At 44.2% G+C, this 20,004-nt stretch carries 17 protein-coding genes and 1 pseudogene; 13 read left to right on the top strand and 5 right to left on the bottom strand.

Annotated features, from left to right (window positions below):
• The first annotated feature begins 43 nt into the window (after positions 1–43).
• On the top strand, positions 44–793 hold the full coding sequence (gene pstB / locus DPF93_RS19085) for a phosphate ABC transporter ATP-binding protein PstB (RefSeq protein ID WP_075649992.1): 750 nt from the start codon (positions 44–46) through the stop codon (positions 791–793).
• Positions 794–885: 92 nt separating this feature from the next.
• Here the strand turns inward: pstB and DPF93_RS19080 are convergent, their stop codons facing one another.
• Positions 886–1,998 (bottom strand): GGDEF domain-containing protein, encoded by a 1,113-nt coding sequence (locus tag DPF93_RS19080; protein WP_114767635.1) that lies wholly within the window; start codon positions 1,996–1,998, stop codon positions 886–888.
• The gene (locus DPF93_RS19075) at positions 1,991–2,464 is read right to left on the bottom strand and encodes a putative pterin-binding protein (protein ID WP_114767634.1); all 474 of its coding nucleotides are present in this window, start codon (positions 2,462–2,464) and stop codon (positions 1,991–1,993) included. Before DPF93_RS19075 ends, DPF93_RS19080 begins: the two co-directional genes overlap by 8 nt.
• Before the next feature lie 297 nt (positions 2,465–2,761).
• Between DPF93_RS19075 and cbiB the strand changes: the two genes are divergently transcribed.
• The 8 genes from cbiB (at position 2,762) to DPF93_RS19035 (ending at position 9,052) form a co-directional block, all read left to right on the top strand.
• Positions 2,762–3,685, top strand: coding sequence for an adenosylcobinamide-phosphate synthase CbiB (gene cbiB / locus DPF93_RS19070; RefSeq protein ID WP_114767662.1), 924 nt, complete (start codon positions 2,762–2,764; stop codon positions 3,683–3,685).
• Between the two features lies 1 nt (position 3,686).
• Entirely contained in the window at positions 3,687–4,733 is a 1,047-nt protein-coding gene (locus DPF93_RS19065; RefSeq protein WP_114767633.1) for a threonine-phosphate decarboxylase, read from the top strand.
• Positions 4,734–4,742: 9 nt separating this feature from the next.
• Positions 4,743–5,324: a histidine phosphatase family protein gene (locus DPF93_RS19060; RefSeq protein ID WP_114767632.1), complete on the top strand. Its 582-nt coding sequence runs from the start codon at positions 4,743–4,745 to the stop codon at positions 5,322–5,324.
• 70 nt (positions 5,325–5,394) lie between these two features.
• Positions 5,395–5,784: a hypothetical protein gene (locus DPF93_RS19055; protein ID WP_114767631.1), complete on the top strand. Its 390-nt coding sequence runs from the start codon at positions 5,395–5,397 to the stop codon at positions 5,782–5,784.
• Between the two features lie 78 nt (positions 5,785–5,862).
• The gene (locus tag DPF93_RS19050; protein ID WP_114767630.1) at positions 5,863–6,618 is read left to right on the top strand and encodes a metallophosphoesterase family protein; all 756 of its coding nucleotides are present in this window, start codon (positions 5,863–5,865) and stop codon (positions 6,616–6,618) included.
• A 23-nt stretch (positions 6,619–6,641) separates the two neighbouring features.
• On the top strand, positions 6,642–7,400 hold the full coding sequence (locus DPF93_RS19045) for a carbon-nitrogen hydrolase family protein (RefSeq protein ID WP_164675400.1): 759 nt from the start codon (positions 6,642–6,644) through the stop codon (positions 7,398–7,400).
• A gap of 2 nt (positions 7,401–7,402) precedes the next feature.
• The gene (locus tag DPF93_RS19040; RefSeq protein ID WP_114767628.1) at positions 7,403–8,098 is read left to right on the top strand and encodes an aspartate/glutamate racemase family protein; all 696 of its coding nucleotides are present in this window, start codon (positions 7,403–7,405) and stop codon (positions 8,096–8,098) included.
• A gap of 111 nt (positions 8,099–8,209) precedes the next feature.
• Positions 8,210–9,052, top strand: a complete 843-nt coding sequence (locus DPF93_RS19035; RefSeq protein ID WP_114767627.1) for a DMT family transporter — start codon at positions 8,210–8,212, stop codon at positions 9,050–9,052.
• Positions 9,053–9,054: 2 nt separating this feature from the next.
• On the opposite strand, the gene DPF93_RS19030 is transcribed toward DPF93_RS19035, so the two are convergent.
• Positions 9,055–9,978, bottom strand: coding sequence for a LysR family transcriptional regulator (locus DPF93_RS19030; RefSeq protein WP_114767626.1), 924 nt, complete (start codon positions 9,976–9,978; stop codon positions 9,055–9,057).
• A 423-nt stretch (positions 9,979–10,401) separates the two neighbouring features.
• Here DPF93_RS19030 and DPF93_RS19025 point away from each other — a divergent pair, with 423 nt between their 5' ends.
• Both DPF93_RS19025 and tdh read left to right on the top strand, forming a co-directional pair.
• Positions 10,402–11,598 (top strand): glycine C-acetyltransferase, encoded by a 1,197-nt coding sequence (locus DPF93_RS19025; RefSeq protein WP_114767625.1) that lies wholly within the window; start codon positions 10,402–10,404, stop codon positions 11,596–11,598.
• Between the two features lie 158 nt (positions 11,599–11,756).
• On the top strand, positions 11,757–12,788 hold the full coding sequence (gene tdh, locus DPF93_RS19020) for an L-threonine 3-dehydrogenase (protein ID WP_114767624.1): 1,032 nt from the start codon (positions 11,757–11,759) through the stop codon (positions 12,786–12,788).
• A gap of 239 nt (positions 12,789–13,027) precedes the next feature.
• On the opposite strand, the gene DPF93_RS19015 is transcribed toward tdh, so the two are convergent.
• Together DPF93_RS19015 and DPF93_RS21495 are read right to left on the bottom strand one after the other, a co-directional pair.
• Positions 13,028–13,660 (bottom strand): site-specific integrase, encoded by a 633-nt coding sequence (locus tag DPF93_RS19015; protein ID WP_114767623.1) that lies wholly within the window; start codon positions 13,658–13,660, stop codon positions 13,028–13,030.
• 24 nt (positions 13,661–13,684) lie between these two features.
• Positions 13,685–14,843: pseudogene (locus tag DPF93_RS21495) on the bottom strand (IS3 family transposase).
• 675 nt (positions 14,844–15,518) lie between these two features.
• Between DPF93_RS21495 and DPF93_RS19000 the strand changes: the two are divergent.
• The gene (locus DPF93_RS19000) at positions 15,519–18,893 is read left to right on the top strand and encodes a glycosyltransferase family 2 protein (RefSeq protein WP_114767621.1); all 3,375 of its coding nucleotides are present in this window, start codon (positions 15,519–15,521) and stop codon (positions 18,891–18,893) included.
• Positions 18,799–19,950 (top strand): GTP cyclohydrolase II RibA, encoded by a 1,152-nt coding sequence (ribA, locus tag DPF93_RS21390; protein WP_341866799.1) that lies wholly within the window; start codon positions 18,799–18,801, stop codon positions 19,948–19,950. The genes DPF93_RS19000 and ribA overlap by 95 nt, the downstream gene beginning before the upstream one ends.
• Positions 19,951–20,004: the final 54 nt, after the last annotated feature.

Genomic DNA, 20,004 nt, shown 5'->3' with positions numbered 1-20,004 from the left:
AAAGCACATTACAGACGAATTTAAGAATTAAGAGATAAACAAAATGAACAAATTTAGTATTGAAAACCTAGATCTATTTTACGGCGAAAACCAAGCGCTTAAGTCAATCAACTTACCAATCCCTGAGCGTCAAGTAACGGCATTGATTGGTCCTTCAGGCTGTGGCAAATCAACACTGCTGCGCTGTTTAAACCGCATGAATGACCTGATTGAAGGCGTAAAAATTACCGGTAAGTTGACCATGGATGATGAAGATATCTATGGCAACATCGATGTCGCTGACCTGCGTATCAAAGTTGGTATGGTTTTCCAAAAGCCAAACCCGTTCCCAATGAGCATCTATGAGAACGTCGCTTACGGTCTGCGTGCTCAAGGTATCAAAGACAAAAAGTACATTGATGAAGTGGTTGAGCGTTCACTACGTGGCGCCGCTCTATGGGATGAAGTAAAAGATCGTCTTAAATCACATGCATTTGGTCTTTCTGGTGGTCAGCAACAGCGTCTATGTATTGCGCGCACAATTGCCATGGAACCTGATGTAATTCTAATGGATGAACCAACGTCAGCTCTAGACCCGATTGCAACACACAAAATCGAAGAGTTGATGGAAGAGCTGAAGAAGAAGTTTACGATTGTTATCGTGACACACTCAATGCAACAAGCACGTCGTATCTCAGATCGCACCGCATTCTTCCTAATGGGTGAACTGGTTGAGCATGATGCAACCGACGTGATCTTCAGCGCTCCACGTGATGACCGCACTCAAGGTTACGTGAATGGTGACTTTGGTTGATAACAATTTACTGGCACTACACTATAACTATAAGCGATGGTAACTTTTGCCCCTCCATGTGAGGGGCTTTTTTGTACCTAAACAGGCTCAAATTAGGTTTGGCGGCTGTGAGTACGGGTGGCAAACTTCATTTGATACATGTTTTTATCAGCAATCTTAATCAGATCGCTGTAGCAGTTAGCTTGATTCGGATAAGTAGCGAGCCCGACACTAGCAGAAAGACCGTAAAACGTTCCCTCAGCAATTTCGATTTCTTGATTAAAACAATCTAAGGCGCAATTAAGCGCGTGTTCCATTTGATTGCTGTCTTGTTGGCGCAGCACAAGGGCAAATTCATCCCCGCCGATCCGGTACGAGGAAAAGTATTGGCTGTTGTTACTGCTCATAAATCTCGCCGCAAGAGTCTGCAAAGCACGATCCCCCGCCTGGTGACCATAACGATCGTTAATTTGTTTAAAACCGTTGAGATCGAGCAAACATAGTGTAAATGGCTGATGCTGCTCAATATGCTGATTTAGGTCTTGCGCCATCGCCAAACGATTTGGAATTTGGGTGAGAGAGTCAGTCATCGCCAACTGTTTATTCGCTTCTGATTCCAAGTGCAAAATGTAACCGACAAGCGCAGCGCAAGAAAACAGCAGCAACATCAGACCTATTTGGGTTTGGTCGAGTAGTTTTACTTGCTCTGTTTGCTCTTGATAGAAAGGATTCTTGATACGAAAGTTATGATTCATGTAACCGAGCAACTCTTTATAAATGGCGTCGAGCTGCTTAGTGAGTTCAACGGCTTGTTGTTCGCTATGCAATGCGAAAACCAGTTCTTCTAATGTGCTATATCGTTCAAAGAGTTGGCTGAAGAAGGGACGTGCGCCTTCAATACTCATAAAACTATCGGCTTCTTTTGCAGTGAGCAAAATATCAAAGCGGCTCCACGTCAATTCGTAAGCGAGTTGAGTTTTTTGGCGTTGTATTTTATTACTGGCAGACAGTGGAGCGAGTACCATCAAAGCGGAAAACTCTTTGGTGAGTTGAAACAAAGACCAAGTAGCTTGGTTCTGCTGCTCAGAAAAAGAGCGTGCAAGTTGGCGAGTTTCAGATAGCACGTAAAAATTGGCTAAAATAAGCACCACCGACAATACAATCAGCAACGCTTTTGCACGAGATAACAAACTGGAAAATGAAGCATTTTTGTTTTTATTAATCATTGTCTTTGTTGTGTAAAATAATCTCATCGATTTGCCATACCATCTGTGAATGGTAGGCGACGTTATCAATTTCTGGGTGTTTGTTTAGATTGAAAATAAGCCAATAAGGTCCTTTGTGCCTTACTTTCATTGGCTCTCCATTCATCTTGACCGCAACAATTGGCGAAAAATTTCGGATATCTTCGACAGTGCTGGTAGCCGCATAGTCGTTAAGCGCAAGGAACGTGACGGCAAACGTGTTGCTGTCGCCGTATCGCTCGATAAGTTTTGTCACTGGTATACCGGAAAACGAGCGCTGATCCGGAAACCAAGGTAAGCGCGTTTCAAAGCTGGTGGTGGGAAATTCCTGCAACAAGCTCGCCATATCGGTATCAACAGTTCGACCGTCAGCAAGATGGATCTTAAGAGGCGAGGCTAAAACCAAAGTGCTAAAACAGCACAACAGCAAGGTAATCAAGTTACGCATATCGATTCCTTGAATGATTTATAAGACTAATGAGTTTGTTGTAAGTATATGTGTATAGTTCCGTAAATAAAATTATTTTTACCTAAGGGTAAATGTATTGTTAATTTACGGTGGTGTTCTCAAGGCCAAAATAACCCCACGATCCCTCATCGGTATGCTTGCCCAGTTAATTGATTATTAATCATTGTTTCTTTGCCTAAAGCGCTTGCTCTTTAACGGTTGCCCGCTAAGCTAGCTTTTTTACGCCAGAATTGAGGGAAATCTGTGCTGTTAGGTGAGAGTTTACTCTACGTTGTCATGCTATTCAGCGCGGCGTTAGTTTTGGACAAAGTATTAGGGGAACCTCGAGTGTTTCATCCTCTTGTCGGCTTTGGACGATTAGCAAAATACTTAGAAAACGTTTATCGCGAGAAGTGTCGCAGTAGTACTAAAATGAAAGGTTTTTTCACCTGGTGTTGCGCGGTTTTGCCTTTGGTTTTTGGTTATTGGCTCATAAGTATATCCATCTCATTCTCGCCACTAAAATGGGCTGCCGATGTTTTGTTAGTCTATTTATGCCTTGGAGGCAAAAGTCTAGTTCAGCATGCTATGGCAATCTATTATCCTCTTCATCAAGGTGATCTTGCTGGTGCGCGCAATGCGGTGCAGATGATTGTTAGCCGTGATGCCAGTGAAATGGATCAAGAGCAAATATCCATCGCTGCGGTGGAATCGGTGTTGGAAAATGGCAACGATGCGGTGATAGGTGTTTTGTTTTGGACGTTATTATTTGGCGCTCCTGGTGCACTTTTATTTCGCTTAGTAAATACCCTCGATGCGATGTGGGGCTACAAAAATGAAAAATACCTAGAGTTTGGCTTTTTCGCAGCAAAAGCGGATGATCTACTCGGCTATTTGCCTGCCAGAATGACGGCTTTTGGCTATGCGATGCTAGGTAATGCCCATCTTGCTATTCAATGCATCTCTCGCCAAGCCAAGCTTTGCTCAAGTCCAAATGGCGGCGTTGTTATGTGCTCAGGGGCAGGCGCGCTAGAAATTCAATTAGGTGGGCGAGTGTGTTATCACGGTGTCTGGCAGCAAAAGCCGCCTATGGGCGTAGGTTGTTTCGCAACCAGCAAAGATATCGCCAAAGCCTGCTCATTATTAAATAAAACGACGCTGCTTTGGGTGGTTGTGATGTGGTTAGTTATCGTTTGGTTGTTGGTCGGGGTAGGATATTAAAGTGCTTCATCATGGCGGAAAACTGATCCAAGAAGCGCGAAAGCGCAATTCGGATCCTAAAGAGTGGTTAGATTTAAGTACGGGAATAAGCCCGATAAGCTACCCTTCAATCGATATTCCTCAGCAAGCTTGGCATCGTTTGCCTGAAGAGGAAGATGGTTTGGTAGCTGCGGCCCAGCAGTATTATGGCTATCCTGATTTGTTGCCAGTTGCAGGTTCACAAGCTGCGATTATGGCGCTGCCTCGTGTGATTGAGACGCAACTTGGATATAAGGGTTGTGTTTTGCTGCCACAAATAGGTTATCAAGAACATCATGGCGCTTGGCAGCGAGCAGGTTGGCGCATTGAATTTTATCAGCATAAACCACTTAACGCTCAGTTAAGCTGTGCGGATGTCGTGGTGCTGATTAATCCTAACAACCCCACAACGGTGAAACATAGCGGGCAAGCTATCGCGCAATTAGAGTCGCAATTAACTACAAAGCAGATCCTGATCATCGATGAAGCATTTATGGATGGCGACGACGACGCTTCGCGATTAAGGTCAGAGCTAAGATCGAATACGCTTGTCCTTCGCTCGCTAGGAAAATTCTTTGGACTGGCAGGTCTTCGAGTTGGCTTTGTCGCCGCAAATGAAACATGGCGAGCAAAGCTAAATGCAGAATTAGGTCCTTGGACGCTTTCAGGTCCAAGCCGCTATTTGGCAACCCAAGCATTGCTGGATCAACAGTGGCAGCACCAAGTGGCAACCAGACTGACTGAACTCAAGAATGAACAGTTAACGATTTTGATGCAATTGTTCTCGCCCGATTCGGTGCGCAGTGCGAGCTTGTTTATTCGTATTGAACATCCTCAATCAGAGGCTTTGTACCAATATTGCTGTGAACAACTTTTACTAGTGCGTCTTTGCGATGAAAAGGATGCGATTCGTTTGGGGCTGTGTGGCGACAAGCAGTCGCTGATTCAGATGCAACAAGCTCTGCAATATGCCATCGATAAGCTTGAAAAGCACAACTTGAGTGACGCTGTCACGTGTCGTGTTGAGTGATAGTGAGAAATGACGAAATCTATTTGGGTGATGAGACACGGTGAGACGCTGTGGAATCAAGAGCAGCGTTTGCAGGGGCAGCTTGATAGTGCGCTAACCGTCAGCGCAAAACAGCAACTTGCCGCGCTAAAACTGCCCAACGTTACCTCATTGAACATTCTAACCTCTACTTTAGGTCGGGCAGTGCAAAGCGGCAAGCTAATCGCTGACTCTCATCCCAATAGCCAATTGCTGACATCGTCATTGCTTAATGAGCGCCACTTTGGTGTTCTGCAAGGGAAAAAGATCGAATTAGAGCCCACTTGCCCGCAATGGCTGCAATATCATCAACGCTATAGTAAGCCAATGCTGCTTGAGGGAGCTGAGAGCGAATTGCAGTTAGAGCAGCGGCTATACAAGGCACGGCAGTTGATAACCAAGCTGTGCACTGAAGAGCGCGAACTATTGTTAGTCGTGCATGGAGAGTGGTGGCGAGCTTTTGACAATTTACTGCATAGGCGAGAGGTTTGGCGGCAGGGGAATGGCATCATAGCTAATGGCAAGTTAATGCGTATCACTTTGTCATGTCATAATTTTATGATCTATGAGTGAATTTTAAACACTTTTCCTGAATGTGTTTCTAGTTGGTTATATATTTGTTCTTCGACTCGAGAGGGCAAAGATGGATTCACCAACGCTAACGCACAGAAACGCGTTCCACCAACAGATGCTTATCGCCAGTGCGCTGAGCTGGGTGCTCGTGGCGTTAATGCCGGTGATAAATGCTCATGGCGCGAGTGCAGGTGTTTGGAGCCGATTATGTACTATCAATGGTTTCGAATACGTTCAAGTTGAACAAGCCAGCCCCGCAACCCAGCACAGTAAACCCTGTCCCTTTGCTTATTTTGCCGCTCTACCTGAATTTAATACTGCTCCCACACTTTACTTCAAACGAAGCAACATTGCGGGTGATACTGAATATGCTTTTTTGGCTCTAAGCACTCGGTTTGAACCTGCAATTCCTCGTGCGCCGCCAAGCTTTTCCACAGCGCATCAAATTATGTTGATTTAGATTGCTATAACTTGTTGTTTGAAAAATAAAAACACTGCTATATTGACGAAGTTGTTTATTGCTCAAGGAATGAGTGAAATGTCAAAGTATGCCGTGCTTTCCGATATACACAGCAATGTGTATGCGCTCAATGCTGTTGTAAACCACGCCAAGTCTCTGGGTGTTGAGCGGTTTATTAATTTAGGCGATATCTTATACGGTCCTATTGCGCCTCGTGCTACCTATGACTACCTCCAATCCCTCGATGCCATAACCATTTGTGGCAACCAAGACCGACAAATTTTTCAAGCATCTGGCGATGAGATAAGCGCCAACCCAACCATGCAATTTATCTTGCAAGATCTCGGCGAAGAGCCGTTGAGTTGGATGCAGAGCCTGCCATTTGACACACATATTTCCGCTGATATCTATGCTTGTCATGGCACGCCAAGCAATGATTTGATTTATCTTTTAGAGAATACCGAGCAAGGTTTTCCCAAAATGCGCAGTGATAGCGAAATCATTGAGCTGCTTGCTGGTAAGGATGCACCAGTTATTCTGTGCGGGCATACTCATATACCTCGTTGTGTTGAGTTATCAAACGGTCAATTGGTGGTGAATCCTGGAAGTGTAGGTATGCCAGCTTATACGGATGATGAGCCTCATCTTCATTCGATGGAAAACTATAGTAACAAGGCAAGTTATGCCGTTTTAAACCAGTCAGAGCAAGGCGACTGGAATGTCTCTTTTCATAAAGTTTCTTACCCGGTTGAGCAGGCAGTTGAACAAGCTCGTTTAAGAGAGCGGTTGGATTGGGTCCATTTTCTTACCACTGGACGTGGTCAAGAGTTGTAATGTGTCGTGTAGAAGGTGTTGTTATGAATCAAAACAGTTTAGTTGTTGCACTTGCTCAGATCCCCGTTATTGATGGTGATACTGAAGCTAACTTTCGTCAACATGTTAAAGCGGCTAAAACCGCAGCCGAACAAGGTGCGGATCTTATTTTATTCCCTGAGCTTTCTTTGACGGGGTATGTACTGCCAATGGCGGCAGAATTATGTTTTGATTCAAAACATAGTATTTTACGTGACCTTTCAGAACTAGCGGTGACTCAGCAAATCACAATTGTTGCGGGTTGTTTTTTAAAACAAGCGAAGAAGAAACCATCAATTAGTGCTGTGATATGTAAACCGACAGGAGAGTTGGATTACTATGCTAAGCAATATCTGCATAGCGGCGAAAATGAGTATTGCTCTGAAGGCCAGCATAATTACACCATACGATTAAAAGGTTACAAACTAGCGCTAGCAATTTGTGCGGATTTTACTCAGCCGATTCATAGCAGTGAAGCTGCTGAAGATGAAGCGGATGTTTATTTGGTTAGTGCACTATTGTCGCCAAACGGCTACGAGGCAGACGCAGAACTACTGGCGAGAATCGGTAAGCAACATCGTTTTCCTGTGTTACTTGCGAACCATATCAGTGAAACTGGTGGTTGGCAAACAGCAGGCAATAACGCAGTATGGAGTGGCAAAGGTAATCTTCGTTTTGCTACCGAAACCACCGACCCTGTATTGGGAATGGTTGAAATTACGGGCAACCGAATTAGTGGTCAGTTATACCCATTAGAGAACTAAAAATGAAAACAATCGGATTAATTGGCGGCATGAGCTGGGAGTCAACAGCGAGTTATTACAAAGCGCTAAACCAAGGTGTTAAAGCTCAGCTTGGTGGGCTACACTCGGCAAAAATCTGTTTATACAGTGTTGATTTTCACGAAATTGAACAATTGCAGCATCAAGGAAAATGGTCAGAAACAGCGGAGATCTTGACCAACGCCGCATGTTCAGTCGAGGCTGGTGGGGCTGATTTTATCTTAATTTGCACCAACACGATGCACAAAGTGGTGCCAGATATTGAAGCGCACATCTCGACGCCTATTTTGCATATCGCTGACGCGACGGCTCAAAGACTCGTGGCTGATGGTGTTAAAAAAGTAGGCTTATTGGGCACGCGTTTTACTATGGAACAAGATTTCTACAAGCAGCGATTGGTTGATCTGTTTGCTGTAGATGTCATTGTGCCAAATGAAGCGCAGCGCACGATAGTGCACGATGTGATTTATCAAGAGCTGTGCAAAGGTGAAATCAAGCAAGCTTCTCGCGAGCAATATTTGCAAATCATTGATGACCTTGTTGCACAAGGTGCTGAAGCTGTGATTTTGGGCTGTACGGAAATTGCTTTATTGGTTGAACCTCAGCACACCGATGTTAAGTTATACGACACCACTCAAATCCATGCAGAAGCTGCCGTGGAGTATGCTCTCGCGCAGTAAGGTTAATCTCAATTCTCAGTAAGGGAAGGGAGGCGCAATGCTTCCCTTATTACTAGACCTCTCACAATAAGTAACAAAAAGGAGTTTGTTATCTATAAGTCAGCGGTATGGATGTTAGGCGCTCTAACATCTTTTTGTTTTATGGCAATCGGCGCCAAAGAGTTAAGTGGCGAGTTAAATACCTTTCAGGTGCTGTTTGTTCGTAGTGCTATCAGCCTGTCTATTATCATTGCTGTGATTGTTGCAACTGGCAAACAACAGCTGTTTCGAACTAAGCGATTGGGTTGGCATGGCTTAAGAAATTTAAGCCACCTTGCTGGTCAATACGGTTGGTTTATTGCTATAGGTTTGCTGCCTCTCGCTGAAGTGTTTGCTCTCGAGTTTACCGTCCCATTTTGGACCGCTTTACTCGCTTTTCTTTTCCTTAAAGAATCACTAACGTTTAAAAAAGTTTGTGCAATCGTACTGGGTTTTATCGGTGTGCTTTTGATAGTGCAGCCGGGTTTTAAGCAGGTCGACATCGGCGTGGTGATCATTTTGCTTGCGGCAATCTGTTACAGCTTTGCCTATATCAGTACGCGCACGCTTGCCGCCACCGATGCGCCGCTTACTATCCTGTTTTATATGTGCATTATTCAGTTTCCCATCACCATGGCGTTTGCATTACCAAACTGGCAAACGCCAGTTGGAATCCATTGGCTTTGGCTTACCGTGATTGGCGTCACCGCATTGAGTGCCCATTTCTGTTTATCGAATGCGATGAAATACGCTGACGCTGCAGTTGTAGTGACGATGGACTTTTTGCGCTTACCTGCGATTGCTGTGATAGGGGCGCTATTTTATGCCGAACAAGTCGATGTGACTCTACTTGTCGGCGCAATGTTGATGCTCAGTGGCAACGTGATTAACCTCTCCCAGCCCAAGGCAAAACAGCAGCCACTCAAGAGTGAGTAGCGCTAGCTATTAAGCTTCTTACCTAAATGATGGACGGCAAAATCAATAAATGCTCGCAAACGTGCGGGCATATATTGGGTTTGAGGATATTGCATCGCAATGGCGCCGTGATAGTTACTCTTGATGGTCCAAGCGTTGAGCACTTCAATGACACTGCCATCTTGCAGGGCATCGGCAATAACGAAATCGTGGAAAATACCGATACCTAAACCATTTTTTACTCCGGTCAGGCGCATTTGCGAATGGTTAACCGCGTATCGCCCCGTCACCGCAACTGAGTGGTATTCATCATCTTTAAAGAAATCCCACACATTATCGCGCTCTCTTTCTGCCAAATAGAGGCATTGATGTTCGACTAACTCGGTAGGGTGAGAGGGCATGCCGTGCTTTGCGATGTATTCAGGACTGGCGCACAAACGAAGATGGGTTTGTCCAATTTCTTTAAGCACCAGATTTTCGTCGGGTTTGTCGGTTAACTTAAAAGCAATATCAATTCGATCGCGCAATAGATCCATTTCACCATCGGCAACGCGCAGTTTAAGCTCAGTTTCTGGGTATTGTTCAAGAAATGGCAATACAAGCGGCTGCAGAACTGAGTTAAGAAACGCCTCTGGCGCCGCCACAGTAATCGCACCGCTAACTTCAGTATGATCACTACTTGATAGCTCAATCGCTTGTTGCGCAGCATTAACCATCAACAATGCTTGGTCATATACCTTTTGCCCAGCAGGCGTGATCACCAATTTACGGGTAGTGCGCTCAAATAGCTTTATTGACAGCGCTTTTTCCAAGCGGGTGATTAATTTGCTTAGCGCCGAGGGCGTAACATCAAGCTGTTTCGCAGCAGCGGTAAAACTGCCTTGATTAACGATCAGGATAAAGGTGGCAAGGTCAGGAAGTAGAGCGATGAGGCGGCTGTTGATCATAATCTGTCACATGTTGATATATATGAAAATAAAGAATTTTTGCGATTTAGCTCGCGGTTTCAAAGCCACTGGCACGCTAATGTTGCTACAACGAAAACCGACGAGGAGACCAAGATGCCTTACGCTGATGCCGTGCTCGACCTATGGTCGACACTCGAAAATATCATGCTAATTACCTCAGCCGTGTTCATTCTCGCTGCTGTGCAACTGACGATGAACGGCTCTAAGTAAAACTGATTTGTGCCTGTGATTCAATAATGTTTTTCCACCTAGTGGGATAATTCTAATTCCTAACCTAGATTACACTTTATGGAAACGGCTGTTGAAGTGCTAAGCCCTTTAATAGCCTAATGCCATCGCAGATGAAGTTGTTCATTTTGTGATGTGCGTGATTAAAACTATAAAGATAGGAAGGAATTGAACATGTCCTCTGCATTTTACCAACAGATCCAACAGCAACTTGAAGAAGTAAAGGCTGAAGGCCTTTACAAGTCTGAGCGTGTTATTACCTCTCAGCAACAAGCCCAAGTACAAATTTCAACGGGTCAAGAAGTCCTAAACTTCTGTGCTAACAACTACCTTGGTCTTGCTAATCACCCAGCTCTAATCGAAGCGGGTAAAGCGGGTATGGATCAACACGGTTTTGGTATGGCTTCAGTTCGCTTTATCTGTGGTACGCAAGATATCCATAAGCAGCTCGAGCAAAAACTGTCTCAATTCCTAGGTAAAGAAGACACCATTCTTTACACTTCTTGCTTTGATGCCAACACAGGTCTATTTGAGACCATTCTTGGCGCTGAAGACGCAATCATCTCTGATGCACTAAACCACGCTTCAATCATTGACGGTGTTCGTCTATGTAAAGCGATGCGTTACCGCTACGCGAACAACAACATGCAAGAGCTGGAAGAGCAGCTTATTGCGGCGAAAGAAGCGGGTGCACGTAACACCCTAATCGTAACTGACGGTGTGTTCTCAATGGATGGCGTGGTAGCAAACCTGCCAGCAATTTGTGACCTAGCGGATAAATACGGCGCGCTAGTGATGGTTGATGACTCGCACGCAGTGGGCTTTATGGGCAAAAATGGCGCAGGTACGCATGAGTACCATGATGTGATTGACCGTATCGACATCATCACGGGTACGCTAGGTAAAGCAATGGGCGGCGCGTCAGGCGGCTACACTTCTGGTAAGAAAGAAGTGATTGATTGGCTACGTCAGCGTTCTCGTCCATACCTATTCTCAAACTCTGTCGCTCCAGCAATTGTTAACGCGTCTCTACGCGTGCTTGATTTGCTGCAAGAGAGTGGCGATCTACGTGACCATCTGTGGGAAAACGCAGCGCACTTCCGTGCACGTATGACTGAAGCAGGCTTCACACTAGCGGGTGCTGATCACGCAATCATTCCGATCATGCTTGGCGATGCGAAAGTTGCCGCTGAGTTTGCAGAGCGCTGTCTAGCGAAAGATATCTACGTAGTGGGCTTCTCATTCCCAGTTGTACCGAAAGGTCAGGCACGAATCCGTACACAAATGTCTGCTGCACATTCACGTGAGCAACTTGATCGCGCTATCGATGCCTTTATCGAAGTTGGTCGCAACATGGGCATTATTCAGTAATTTCTCAATTGCCGCTTTAGAGCGAACCAAAAACACTATCTCTACTCAGCGGGTATGCCATTGAGTAGAGATACAAATCGCCTAAGCAAAAAATACACTATTTTTATAGATAAGATTTCATTGTTCTGAACGTTTCAGAGCAAATTTCGGTGTGTAGTATGAAAATCAAAGCATTATCAAAATTAAAGCCTGAAGAAGGCATTTGGATGACCGAAGTGGACAAGCCTGAGCTTGGACACAACGATCTACTGATCAAGATTAAGAAGACCGCTATTTGTGGTACTGACGTTCATATCTACAACTGGGATGAATGGTCACAAAAAACCATTCCAGTACCTATGGTTGTTGGTCACGAGTACGTGGGTGAAGTCGTCGCGATTGGTCAAGAAGTGCGTGGCTTCAATATCGGCGATCGTGTGTCTGGTGAAGGTCACATCACGTGTGGTTACTGCCGTAACTGTCGCGCTGGTCGCACCCACCTATGCCGTAACACCATTGGTGTGGGTGTAAACCGCACTGGTTGTTTCTCAGAGTACCTAGTGATCCCAGCATTTAACGCATTTAAGATCCCTGATGGCATCTCTGACGATCTAGCATCAATCTTTGACCCATTTGGTAACGCAGTACACACAGCTCTGTCGTTTGACTTAGTCGGTGAAGATGTATTGATCACTGGCGCGGGTCCAATCGGCATTATGGCTGCAGCAGTGGCAAAACACGTTGGTGCTCGTCATGTTGTGATTACGGATGTGAATGAATACCGCCTAGACCTTGCTCGTCAAATGGGCGTGACTCGTGCTGTGAACGTGGCAGAAGAGTCACTAGAAGACGTAATGGCTGATCTTGGCATGTTAGAGGGCTTCGATGTGGGTCTAGAAATGTCAGGCAACCCTTCAGCGTTTAACTCAATGCTAAAAACCATGAACCACGGTGGTCGAGTTGCACTACTAGGTATTCCACCATCAGACATGGGTATCGACTGGAACCAAGTTATTTTTAAAGGCTTGGTGATCAAAGGTATCTACGGTCGTGAAATGTTCGAGACATGGTACAAAATGGCATCATTGATCCAATCTGGCCTAGATTTGACGCCAATCATTACTCACCAATTCAAAGTGGATGACTTCCAAAAAGGCTTCGACATCATGCGTAGCGGGCAGTCTGGCAAAGTTATTCTCGACTGGGAATAACCAAAAGCAGGCTAAATCGGCAGCCGTTCTATTTACTTGAATACGGGTTATTCGAGCATATAAATGGTAAACATAACCCCATTTAGCCTAGTGAATGGTCCCAATTTGGTCCCAAAATCAGAGGGAAAAATCGCCTTATTTTCTTTGGGACCATTTTGCTTCTAAGTATCTGATATAAAACAAAAACGCCGCAGAAAGTCTCTGTGGCGTTTTAATGTGCAAGCCCATTATCGGAAAAATCAATCATCAAGACTCAACCTATGGGCTTCTATCAGTGCTTTCCATGCACGTTCAGACTCGGTTTTATTCGCCTCTTTTAGCCACTTGCCGTATATTTTGGCAATCATTGTGATATCAGCATGTCCCATTTTTTCGGCTAAATAGCTAACATTTACATTTGCATGCGTGATTAACCAGCTCGCATAGGTGTGTCTGAGTTGATACGGGTTTCGATAGTTGACTCCGGCTATACGACACATTGATTTCCAGATTCGACCAATGGCTCTATGACCATAGTAATCATAATCACTTCCTTTTTGCGCTCTTACCGCTTTTGGATTAAACACAAAGCGCAATGATTCCTGATATAACGTTAAGTCTGGTGCCTCAACATCGTATTCTTTTGCTGGAAAATTTTCGGTTAAGGTCAAAAGCTGTTGGGCCTTCAACGCTTCGATAGCTGGTGGAAATAGGTCTACCAATCTTTCTTCATTAGTCTTTGTTGATTTTAGTCCTCGGTCTGTATAGGCAGAACGACGTATGCAAATAGTTCTGTTAGCTAAATCAACATCTTCCCATGCGAGCGCAATCAATTCTCCAATACGAAGCCCAGTGTACGCAGCCACGGTAACCAAGTTTGAGTGTTGAAGTATATGGCAGTGTGAATAGCCACCAAATCAGTAGACACTCTTTAATTCGATTTCATATTGCTTTTCATACTCTACTGGCGACAACTGATTATTGGAACCATGTCGGCGTTTAATGTTGTAGAACATCTCAATATATTCGAAGATGTCCATACGAGCTTCCTCTCTCGTGGTRTAGATCTTCCGCTTAATTCTTTCTCTTTTGAGTAACTGGAAAAAACTCTCGGCAACCGCATTGTCRTGACAGTTACCACGGCGACTCATACTTGATTCAAGACCATGCTGTTTCAAAAACCTGTCCCAGTCGTAGCTGGTGTACTGGCTTCCTTGATCTGAGTGAACGAGCACTTTTTCTATTGGTGAACGACGCCAAATAGCCATCAGCAAAGCATCAAGGGCAAGCTCTTTGGTTATTCTACTTTTCATTGACCAACCAATTACCCGCCGAGAGAACAGGTCTACAACTACCGCTAGATACAGCCAGCCTTCGTGCGTTTTGATATATGTAATATCAGTTACCCACGATTGATTGGGCGCATGCGGGTTGAACTCTCGGGCGAGCTTGTTGGAAACAATGATGTTTTCGACACCACCTTTAGGGCGGGGCTTTCGATAACCGTATACACAGCCTGACTCCAGCCAAAATTGCTTTATCAGTCCGAGAAGATATTTTCGCCGCTTTTCTTGTCTACTATCTGGATTTTTTAGCCAAGAATGATAACCACTTGGGTGAATTCCAAAGACCTTACACATACGTCGAACAGACCAGATTGTCTGATTCGCTTTAATAAAGGCATACCTCAGTCGGACTGGCTTGCGAAGTACACCGCGGCTTTTTTTAGTATGTCTCGCTCTTCTGTTACTCGCTGTAATTCCTTTTTAAGTCGACGAATTTCAGCACTTTCATCAGATTGAGCTTCTGGCTTGCGAAGTACACCGCGGCTTTTTTTAGTATGTCTCGCTCTTCTGTTACTCGCTGTAATTCCTTTTTAAGTCGACGAATTTCAGCACTTTCATCAGATTGAGCTTGGTATTGTGAGGAGTTGGGACCGTAGCGTTTAACCCACGCATACAAACTATGGCTCGTTGTTCCTAGTCGCGCTGCAACATCAGCCACGCTACGACCTTTTTCAGTCACTTGTTTGACAGCTTCAATTTTAAATTCTTCTGGATATCTCTTACTGCTCATAAGCACCTCTCTATTAGTTATTTTGTCTAACTAAAAGGTGTCTATCAAGTCGGTGGCTATTCATAGTTTAAGCGTGAAAGTGGTGGGCTAATAGGATAGAAAGGGGCAAATGTTAGTTATTTCCATGTGAGGTATAAGCGAACCTTCGAATTTATATCAATCGGCGGTGATAACTAGACCATAAATTAAATAAGGAGTATTGATAAACTGAAATGATTTATGAACATGCAAAAATGTTAAAGTAAAGGTAACAAAATGAAAAGGACGCAATAAATATAGCTGCAATTCTTGCAATTTCAGTTAATAAGATATAATTCGCAGGGTAAGAAGAATTATATGCAGGCTTTTAAGAGGGCTGCAGAAGCATCAAGGGTGATTGATTGGTTCTTTCTGCTTGTCTGGCTACACCAGTAACGTCTGTCGAATCAACAGGTTTCCGTGAAGTAATAAAGATGCGAGTTGGTGATATCATTTAAAAATGAATGGTCAACTGAAGTTGATATAGCTCTTGGAATACGATAAGTTGCATAAAAGAAACTTCCTTTCAGTTGCAGCAATATCGTTTCTCGTCCGTAGTTCAAGCTGAATTAGGCAGTAGCAGTCTATATCAAATAGACACTCTAATAGTTGTATGCTCATTTATCATAGGTAAAAAGTTTTCAGGACTATAAAAGAATGATGTCACCATTGAAGATAGCAGTAATAGTGGCCACGAAAAATCGTTGTGAGTTGTTAATTAGTAGAACACTGAAGGCACTTCAAAGTCAAACTCGGAAGCCCTGTTACCTGATTATTTGTGACGACTCAGATCATGAATATCGCAATAAAAATAGAGAGGCGATTAGTCAATTCAACTCACTAGATTGTAAGATCCTCTACTTGGAAAATCATAGAACATTGGGAGCAAGCGGAGCTTGGAATTCGGCAGTCAATGCTTTATTAACTGAAGAAAGTAACCCCTCCGAAGTGGCGCTTGCTTTCCTTGATGATGACGATACGTGGTCTCCTGAATATCTGGAATGCTGTTCGAATGCAATGGAAACACAGTGCCTGGATATGGTCGCATGTGGTATCAATCGAATCGAAGGCAAGTCGACAGATTCTATTCAAAATCCTGCACCAGAAAAGCTAAGTAGATCTGCTTTTCTGGTAGGTAATCCAGGCATACAGGGCTCAAACCTATTTCTCCGCCTGAATACCTTTTTAGAAGCTGGAGGTTTTGATGAATCTCTGAACAGTTCTACAGATCGGGACTTATGTATTCGTTTAGCGGACATGAATACAATTCGATATCAAGCCATTCCGATGTATTTGGTCAATCATTATGCCGAGTCAGACCGGGTGAGGTTAAGTACACCCGGGACCGGTCCCAAGTCTTCAGGGCTAACTGCATTCTGGCGGAAGTACCATTCGCGTATGTTTGCTGAACAAAGAAGAGCCTTTACTCAACGAGCATTTGACCTTTTTAACTGGGAGTCCTCTAGTGCTGATGGCAGTGATCTTTTAGCAGAGACAAGTAATAAAGCACTTGTTTTGGTGTTTAGAAATGGGATTAACTCAGAGCAGCTAGAGATACTGGAGTTGTTTTTTAAGCACTTCCTGAATCTCGACTTGGTAGGGCTGGATGTTGTATTTCTATCCAAAGCAGAAGATCTAGCACAGCACCACATTTCCACTACTTTGCGTGAGCTGGGAATAGGTTGCTTTCCTGTTGAATCTGCAGAGCTACTGCGGATATATAGCAATCGCATTTCTGAACTGAGGCCGGGTAGTAAAGCGTGGGAACTTGGAACTCTTTTAGAATCGGATCTCAGGCTTTTTAACAGCTCTGAAGATTATTTGATGGAGAGTGGTGCGCTTGATTTATCTGATCATGCGGAACCCGAACATTTGGCAACTAACGGTATAAATCAGCATATACACGAGCTTAGGATTACTTCTGCTGAGCATCGAGTTGCCCAACACTTTAAGCCCAAATCATTGAGAAGATTAGGCTATGGCTCAGAAGCTATTGTATTCACCGATGGGCTGACTGTTTTTAAATGTATCGATTACTGGAAAACGCGAACACCAAAAGCTCAGTTTGAGTTTCTTTGTAATAGCGGTCCTACATGGAAAAATACCTCAGGGCTATATCCTCTTCTCTCTGTCGTCAGAGATGGCTCCTGGGTTCTCATTACTTACCCTTATGAAATCAGCAAGCCCTACAATGGTGGGGCTGAAGAGTTACTTATTCAGCTAATCAACGGTTGTACTCAAGCCGGAATTGTTTGCAATAACATACACCCAAAGAATCTGATTCAAACGGATAAAGAGGTAAAGCTCATTGACTATGGTTCGGATATCCGCCCATGGACTGAGCTGGGTTTTGAACATATGGCAAGGCGTACTTATCTTACTTGTTGGTGCGCAGATAGACCTGATTTGAATGCTTTGATGCGGCAATCATTAACTGATGAACGTATACCTGAACTGGATGGTTATCCAGCGTTTCGAGCAAAACTAGACTACCCCGTTCATACCCAAGTGCGTTGTGAATCAGCATTGCTTTCTGCTCCTAAAGCAGAGCCTTTCGAGCTCGCCATTGGCGTGATCACTGCCAATCCTTTAATGTTACTACCATTAATCAGCAGCCTTCGAGTGTTGATAGGCCACACTAGCATTCGATCTCTTTCTATCTCTGTGCTGTGTAATGGATGTGATGAGCATGAGCTTCAACAACTGTTTGATTCTACAAGTTGGCAGATTCCCAGACTCAACCTCATTTCAGAGAAGCGGCAAAGCCACGATGTATGCAATGGTCATTTTGGAGAAGAAATTAAATTCAGACCAGTTGGACAGGTCGGCATAGCCCTAGCCCGAACAATGCTGCAGCGCTATTTAGGCGAAGAGCTTGAGCAATCTCCTGGAGCAATTGGCTGGATTCTCGATGATGACATGCGTCTCGATCATCGTGCTTATGATTATATCGGTTGGCTTCCTCATTTTCGTAAACAAGGTGTGGATGTGCTTCTCGGGACCTATGAGGGCTCTTCACCTAATCCTCCTTTGAATGGGCTACGTGTCCAGCTAATGGATCTAGCACACAATCTAGAGTGGTTGGCTAAATTGCCGGATGAGTCAATTTTGCCTGATCGCTCAGCAGAGAATGCTCTATTGCGAGCAAATTTTCCTGATTATTACTATGACCTTTCTCGCAGGCATACCGCACACTTGGAATCCCCTATTTGGTTAGAACCGAGTTATGAATATGAGACCGTCAGAGAAGCTCGTGCCCGGCTTATTGCTGGCGCGGAAGGAGTTTTAAACGGTACTCCTATAACACGCTCAATAATAGCTACAGAATGCCGTGACCCATTGAAAGAGGCGAAATACTCAGTGAATCGTGGTGGCTGTACCTTTATCTTGAACCACAAGGCAGTACAGCATACACCGAATTTGATACTTACCATGCATGGCAAAGAAGCCCGGCGCTCTGACATGATCTGGGCCATTGTCAATCGCTACTATCGAGGCATGACAATCAAAGCGGTCTCTTTTCCCATCAAGCATGTCGGTCGCATCTCTGACAAACCATCGGTTAATGCTGAAAAGGTTCAAAGTGAAATAGTTGGCTCTGCACTTTATGCGGGGCTAACAAATTTCTTACAGGCAAACCCTGAGCATCAATTGAGCTTTCGCCCAGAAGAGGTCCAAATCATTCACGAAATGACGATTGAGCAAATGGTGGACCGAATGAACGCATTAAAGCAAAGCTTCTATCGAATTAAGGGATTGGTAAAGACCTTAAAATTTTCATCATCAGGAAAAGAACTATTGCCACTTACTAGCTGCCTTGAAGAAGAGTTTTCTCTTGTTACTTACAGCAAAATTAGCCGCGCGGTTAGGGAAATTGGCAAAAATGATATATCACATTTTCTCAGCCAACTAGTTCAAGCCACTGACGCTTATCGCAATGCACTGGTCACTAATTATGGTTCCTCTGCGGGGCTTGAGTCTAAAAGAGAAAATGATGGATTATTGGAGACTACTAGTGAAACTACAGATTGACAACTGGTGTACATTGCCTACCGCGATGGGCGAATTTCGAATGTATGATACTACCGATGACAATATTAGTGTGATCTGCATGGGGGATATTAAATCTCAAGGTGAGCTCCCACTTCTGAGGATTCACTCATCCTGTCGATCCTCTGAAGTATTTGGGGCATTAGACTGCGATTGTGCAGACCAACTAAGGGAGACCATGAAGAATCTAGCCATTGAAGGCCGAGGGGTAATTATTTATCAACAGCAAGAAGGTCGTGGGCAAGGCCTGTCTTTAAAGATAACAGCTGTTCGGTCAATGGAGTGTGATAATTTAGATACAGCTCAGGCTTTTGAAAAAATGGGGCTTGAACAAGATGTTCGCACTTATGCGGAGGCGGTCGATTTTTTAAAGCAACTCAATATCTCAGCAGTGCGTCTAGTTTCAAATAACCCACGAAAACATCAGTATCTGAACGATCATGGTATTCAAACCCAAATGGTTAATACCAACCCAAATGTTCGCCCTGAAAACAAAGAGTATTTATTTACTAAGAATGAAAAGCTAGGTCATAGACTGCCGTTAGAAGCTACTGACTATGTATCTGAACCCGTATATTTTTATCATTCTGATCAGCCGTGGGGAGAGTTATCAAACTTTTCACGACATTCGGTGTTCATTGATGGGGTGATTTGGCCAACAACAGAGCATTACTATCAAGCTCAGAAGTTTACACATGAAGCTCATCGAGAGTATATTCGATGCGCTTCAACACCTATGCTGGCAAAGTCACAAGCCTATGAATTAGTAGATCAGTTTGGCACAAATGATTGGGTGACTATTCGAGAAGACATCATGCGAAAAGCCCTACGAGCGAAGTTTACTCAGCACCCGGATCTTGCAATCAAACTGTTAAGTTCTGGGAATCGAAATCTAGTGGAGCGAACAACAAACGATAAATATTGGGGAGATCCGGGGGATGGCTCTGGCCAGAACAGACTCGGTATACTACTCATGGAGGTTCGAGCAGGACTTACCTCACAAGCAAGTTTGGCATCTGAGCAGGTGGAGTATTGTTAAATGTGTGGCTTGGTACTGCTGGTTGGTGAAAAAAGCCATGAGCTGATATCTGAG

This window comes from Vibrio rhodolitus (genome assembly GCF_003350325.1).
Taxonomy (GTDB): Bacteria; Pseudomonadota; Gammaproteobacteria; order Enterobacterales; family Vibrionaceae; genus Vibrio; species Vibrio rhodolitus.
The sequence above is the reverse complement of the archived record's forward strand: the minus strand, read 5'-3'. Positions and strand labels throughout refer to the sequence as shown.

Coding starts and splice junctions, on each gene's coding strand:
- tdh (WP_114767624.1), top strand. CDS start 11,757: ATGAAAATCAAAGCATTATCAAAATTAAAGCCTGAAGAAGGCATTTGG.
- pstB (WP_075649992.1), top strand. CDS start 44: ATGAACAAATTTAGTATTGAAAACCTAGATCTATTTTACGGCGAAAAC.
- DPF93_RS19050 (WP_114767630.1), top strand. CDS start 5,863: ATGTCAAAGTATGCCGTGCTTTCCGATATACACAGCAATGTGTATGCG.
- DPF93_RS19040 (WP_114767628.1), top strand. CDS start 7,403: ATGAAAACAATCGGATTAATTGGCGGCATGAGCTGGGAGTCAACAGCG.
- ribA (WP_341866799.1), top strand. CDS start 18,799: ATGCACTGGTCACTAATTATGGTTCCTCTGCGGGGCTTGAGTCTAAAA.
- DPF93_RS19055 (WP_114767631.1), top strand. CDS start 5,395: ATGGATTCACCAACGCTAACGCACAGAAACGCGTTCCACCAACAGATG.
- DPF93_RS19025 (WP_114767625.1), top strand. CDS start 10,402: ATGTCCTCTGCATTTTACCAACAGATCCAACAGCAACTTGAAGAAGTA.
- DPF93_RS19000 (WP_114767621.1), top strand. CDS start 15,519: ATGATGTCACCATTGAAGATAGCAGTAATAGTGGCCACGAAAAATCGT.
- DPF93_RS19045 (WP_164675400.1), top strand. CDS start 6,642: ATGAATCAAAACAGTTTAGTTGTTGCACTTGCTCAGATCCCCGTTATT.
- DPF93_RS19035 (WP_114767627.1), top strand. CDS start 8,210: ATGTTAGGCGCTCTAACATCTTTTTGTTTTATGGCAATCGGCGCCAAA.
- DPF93_RS19080 (WP_114767635.1), bottom strand. CDS start 1,998: ATGATTAATAAAAACAAAAATGCTTCATTTTCCAGTTTGTTATCTCGT.
- cbiB (WP_114767662.1), top strand. CDS start 2,762: ATGCTATTCAGCGCGGCGTTAGTTTTGGACAAAGTATTAGGGGAACCT.
- DPF93_RS19030 (WP_114767626.1), bottom strand. CDS start 9,978: ATGATCAACAGCCGCCTCATCGCTCTACTTCCTGACCTTGCCACCTTT.
- DPF93_RS19075 (WP_114767634.1), bottom strand. CDS start 2,464: ATGCGTAACTTGATTACCTTGCTGTTGTGCTGTTTTAGCACTTTGGTT.
- DPF93_RS19060 (WP_114767632.1), top strand. CDS start 4,743: ATGACGAAATCTATTTGGGTGATGAGACACGGTGAGACGCTGTGGAAT.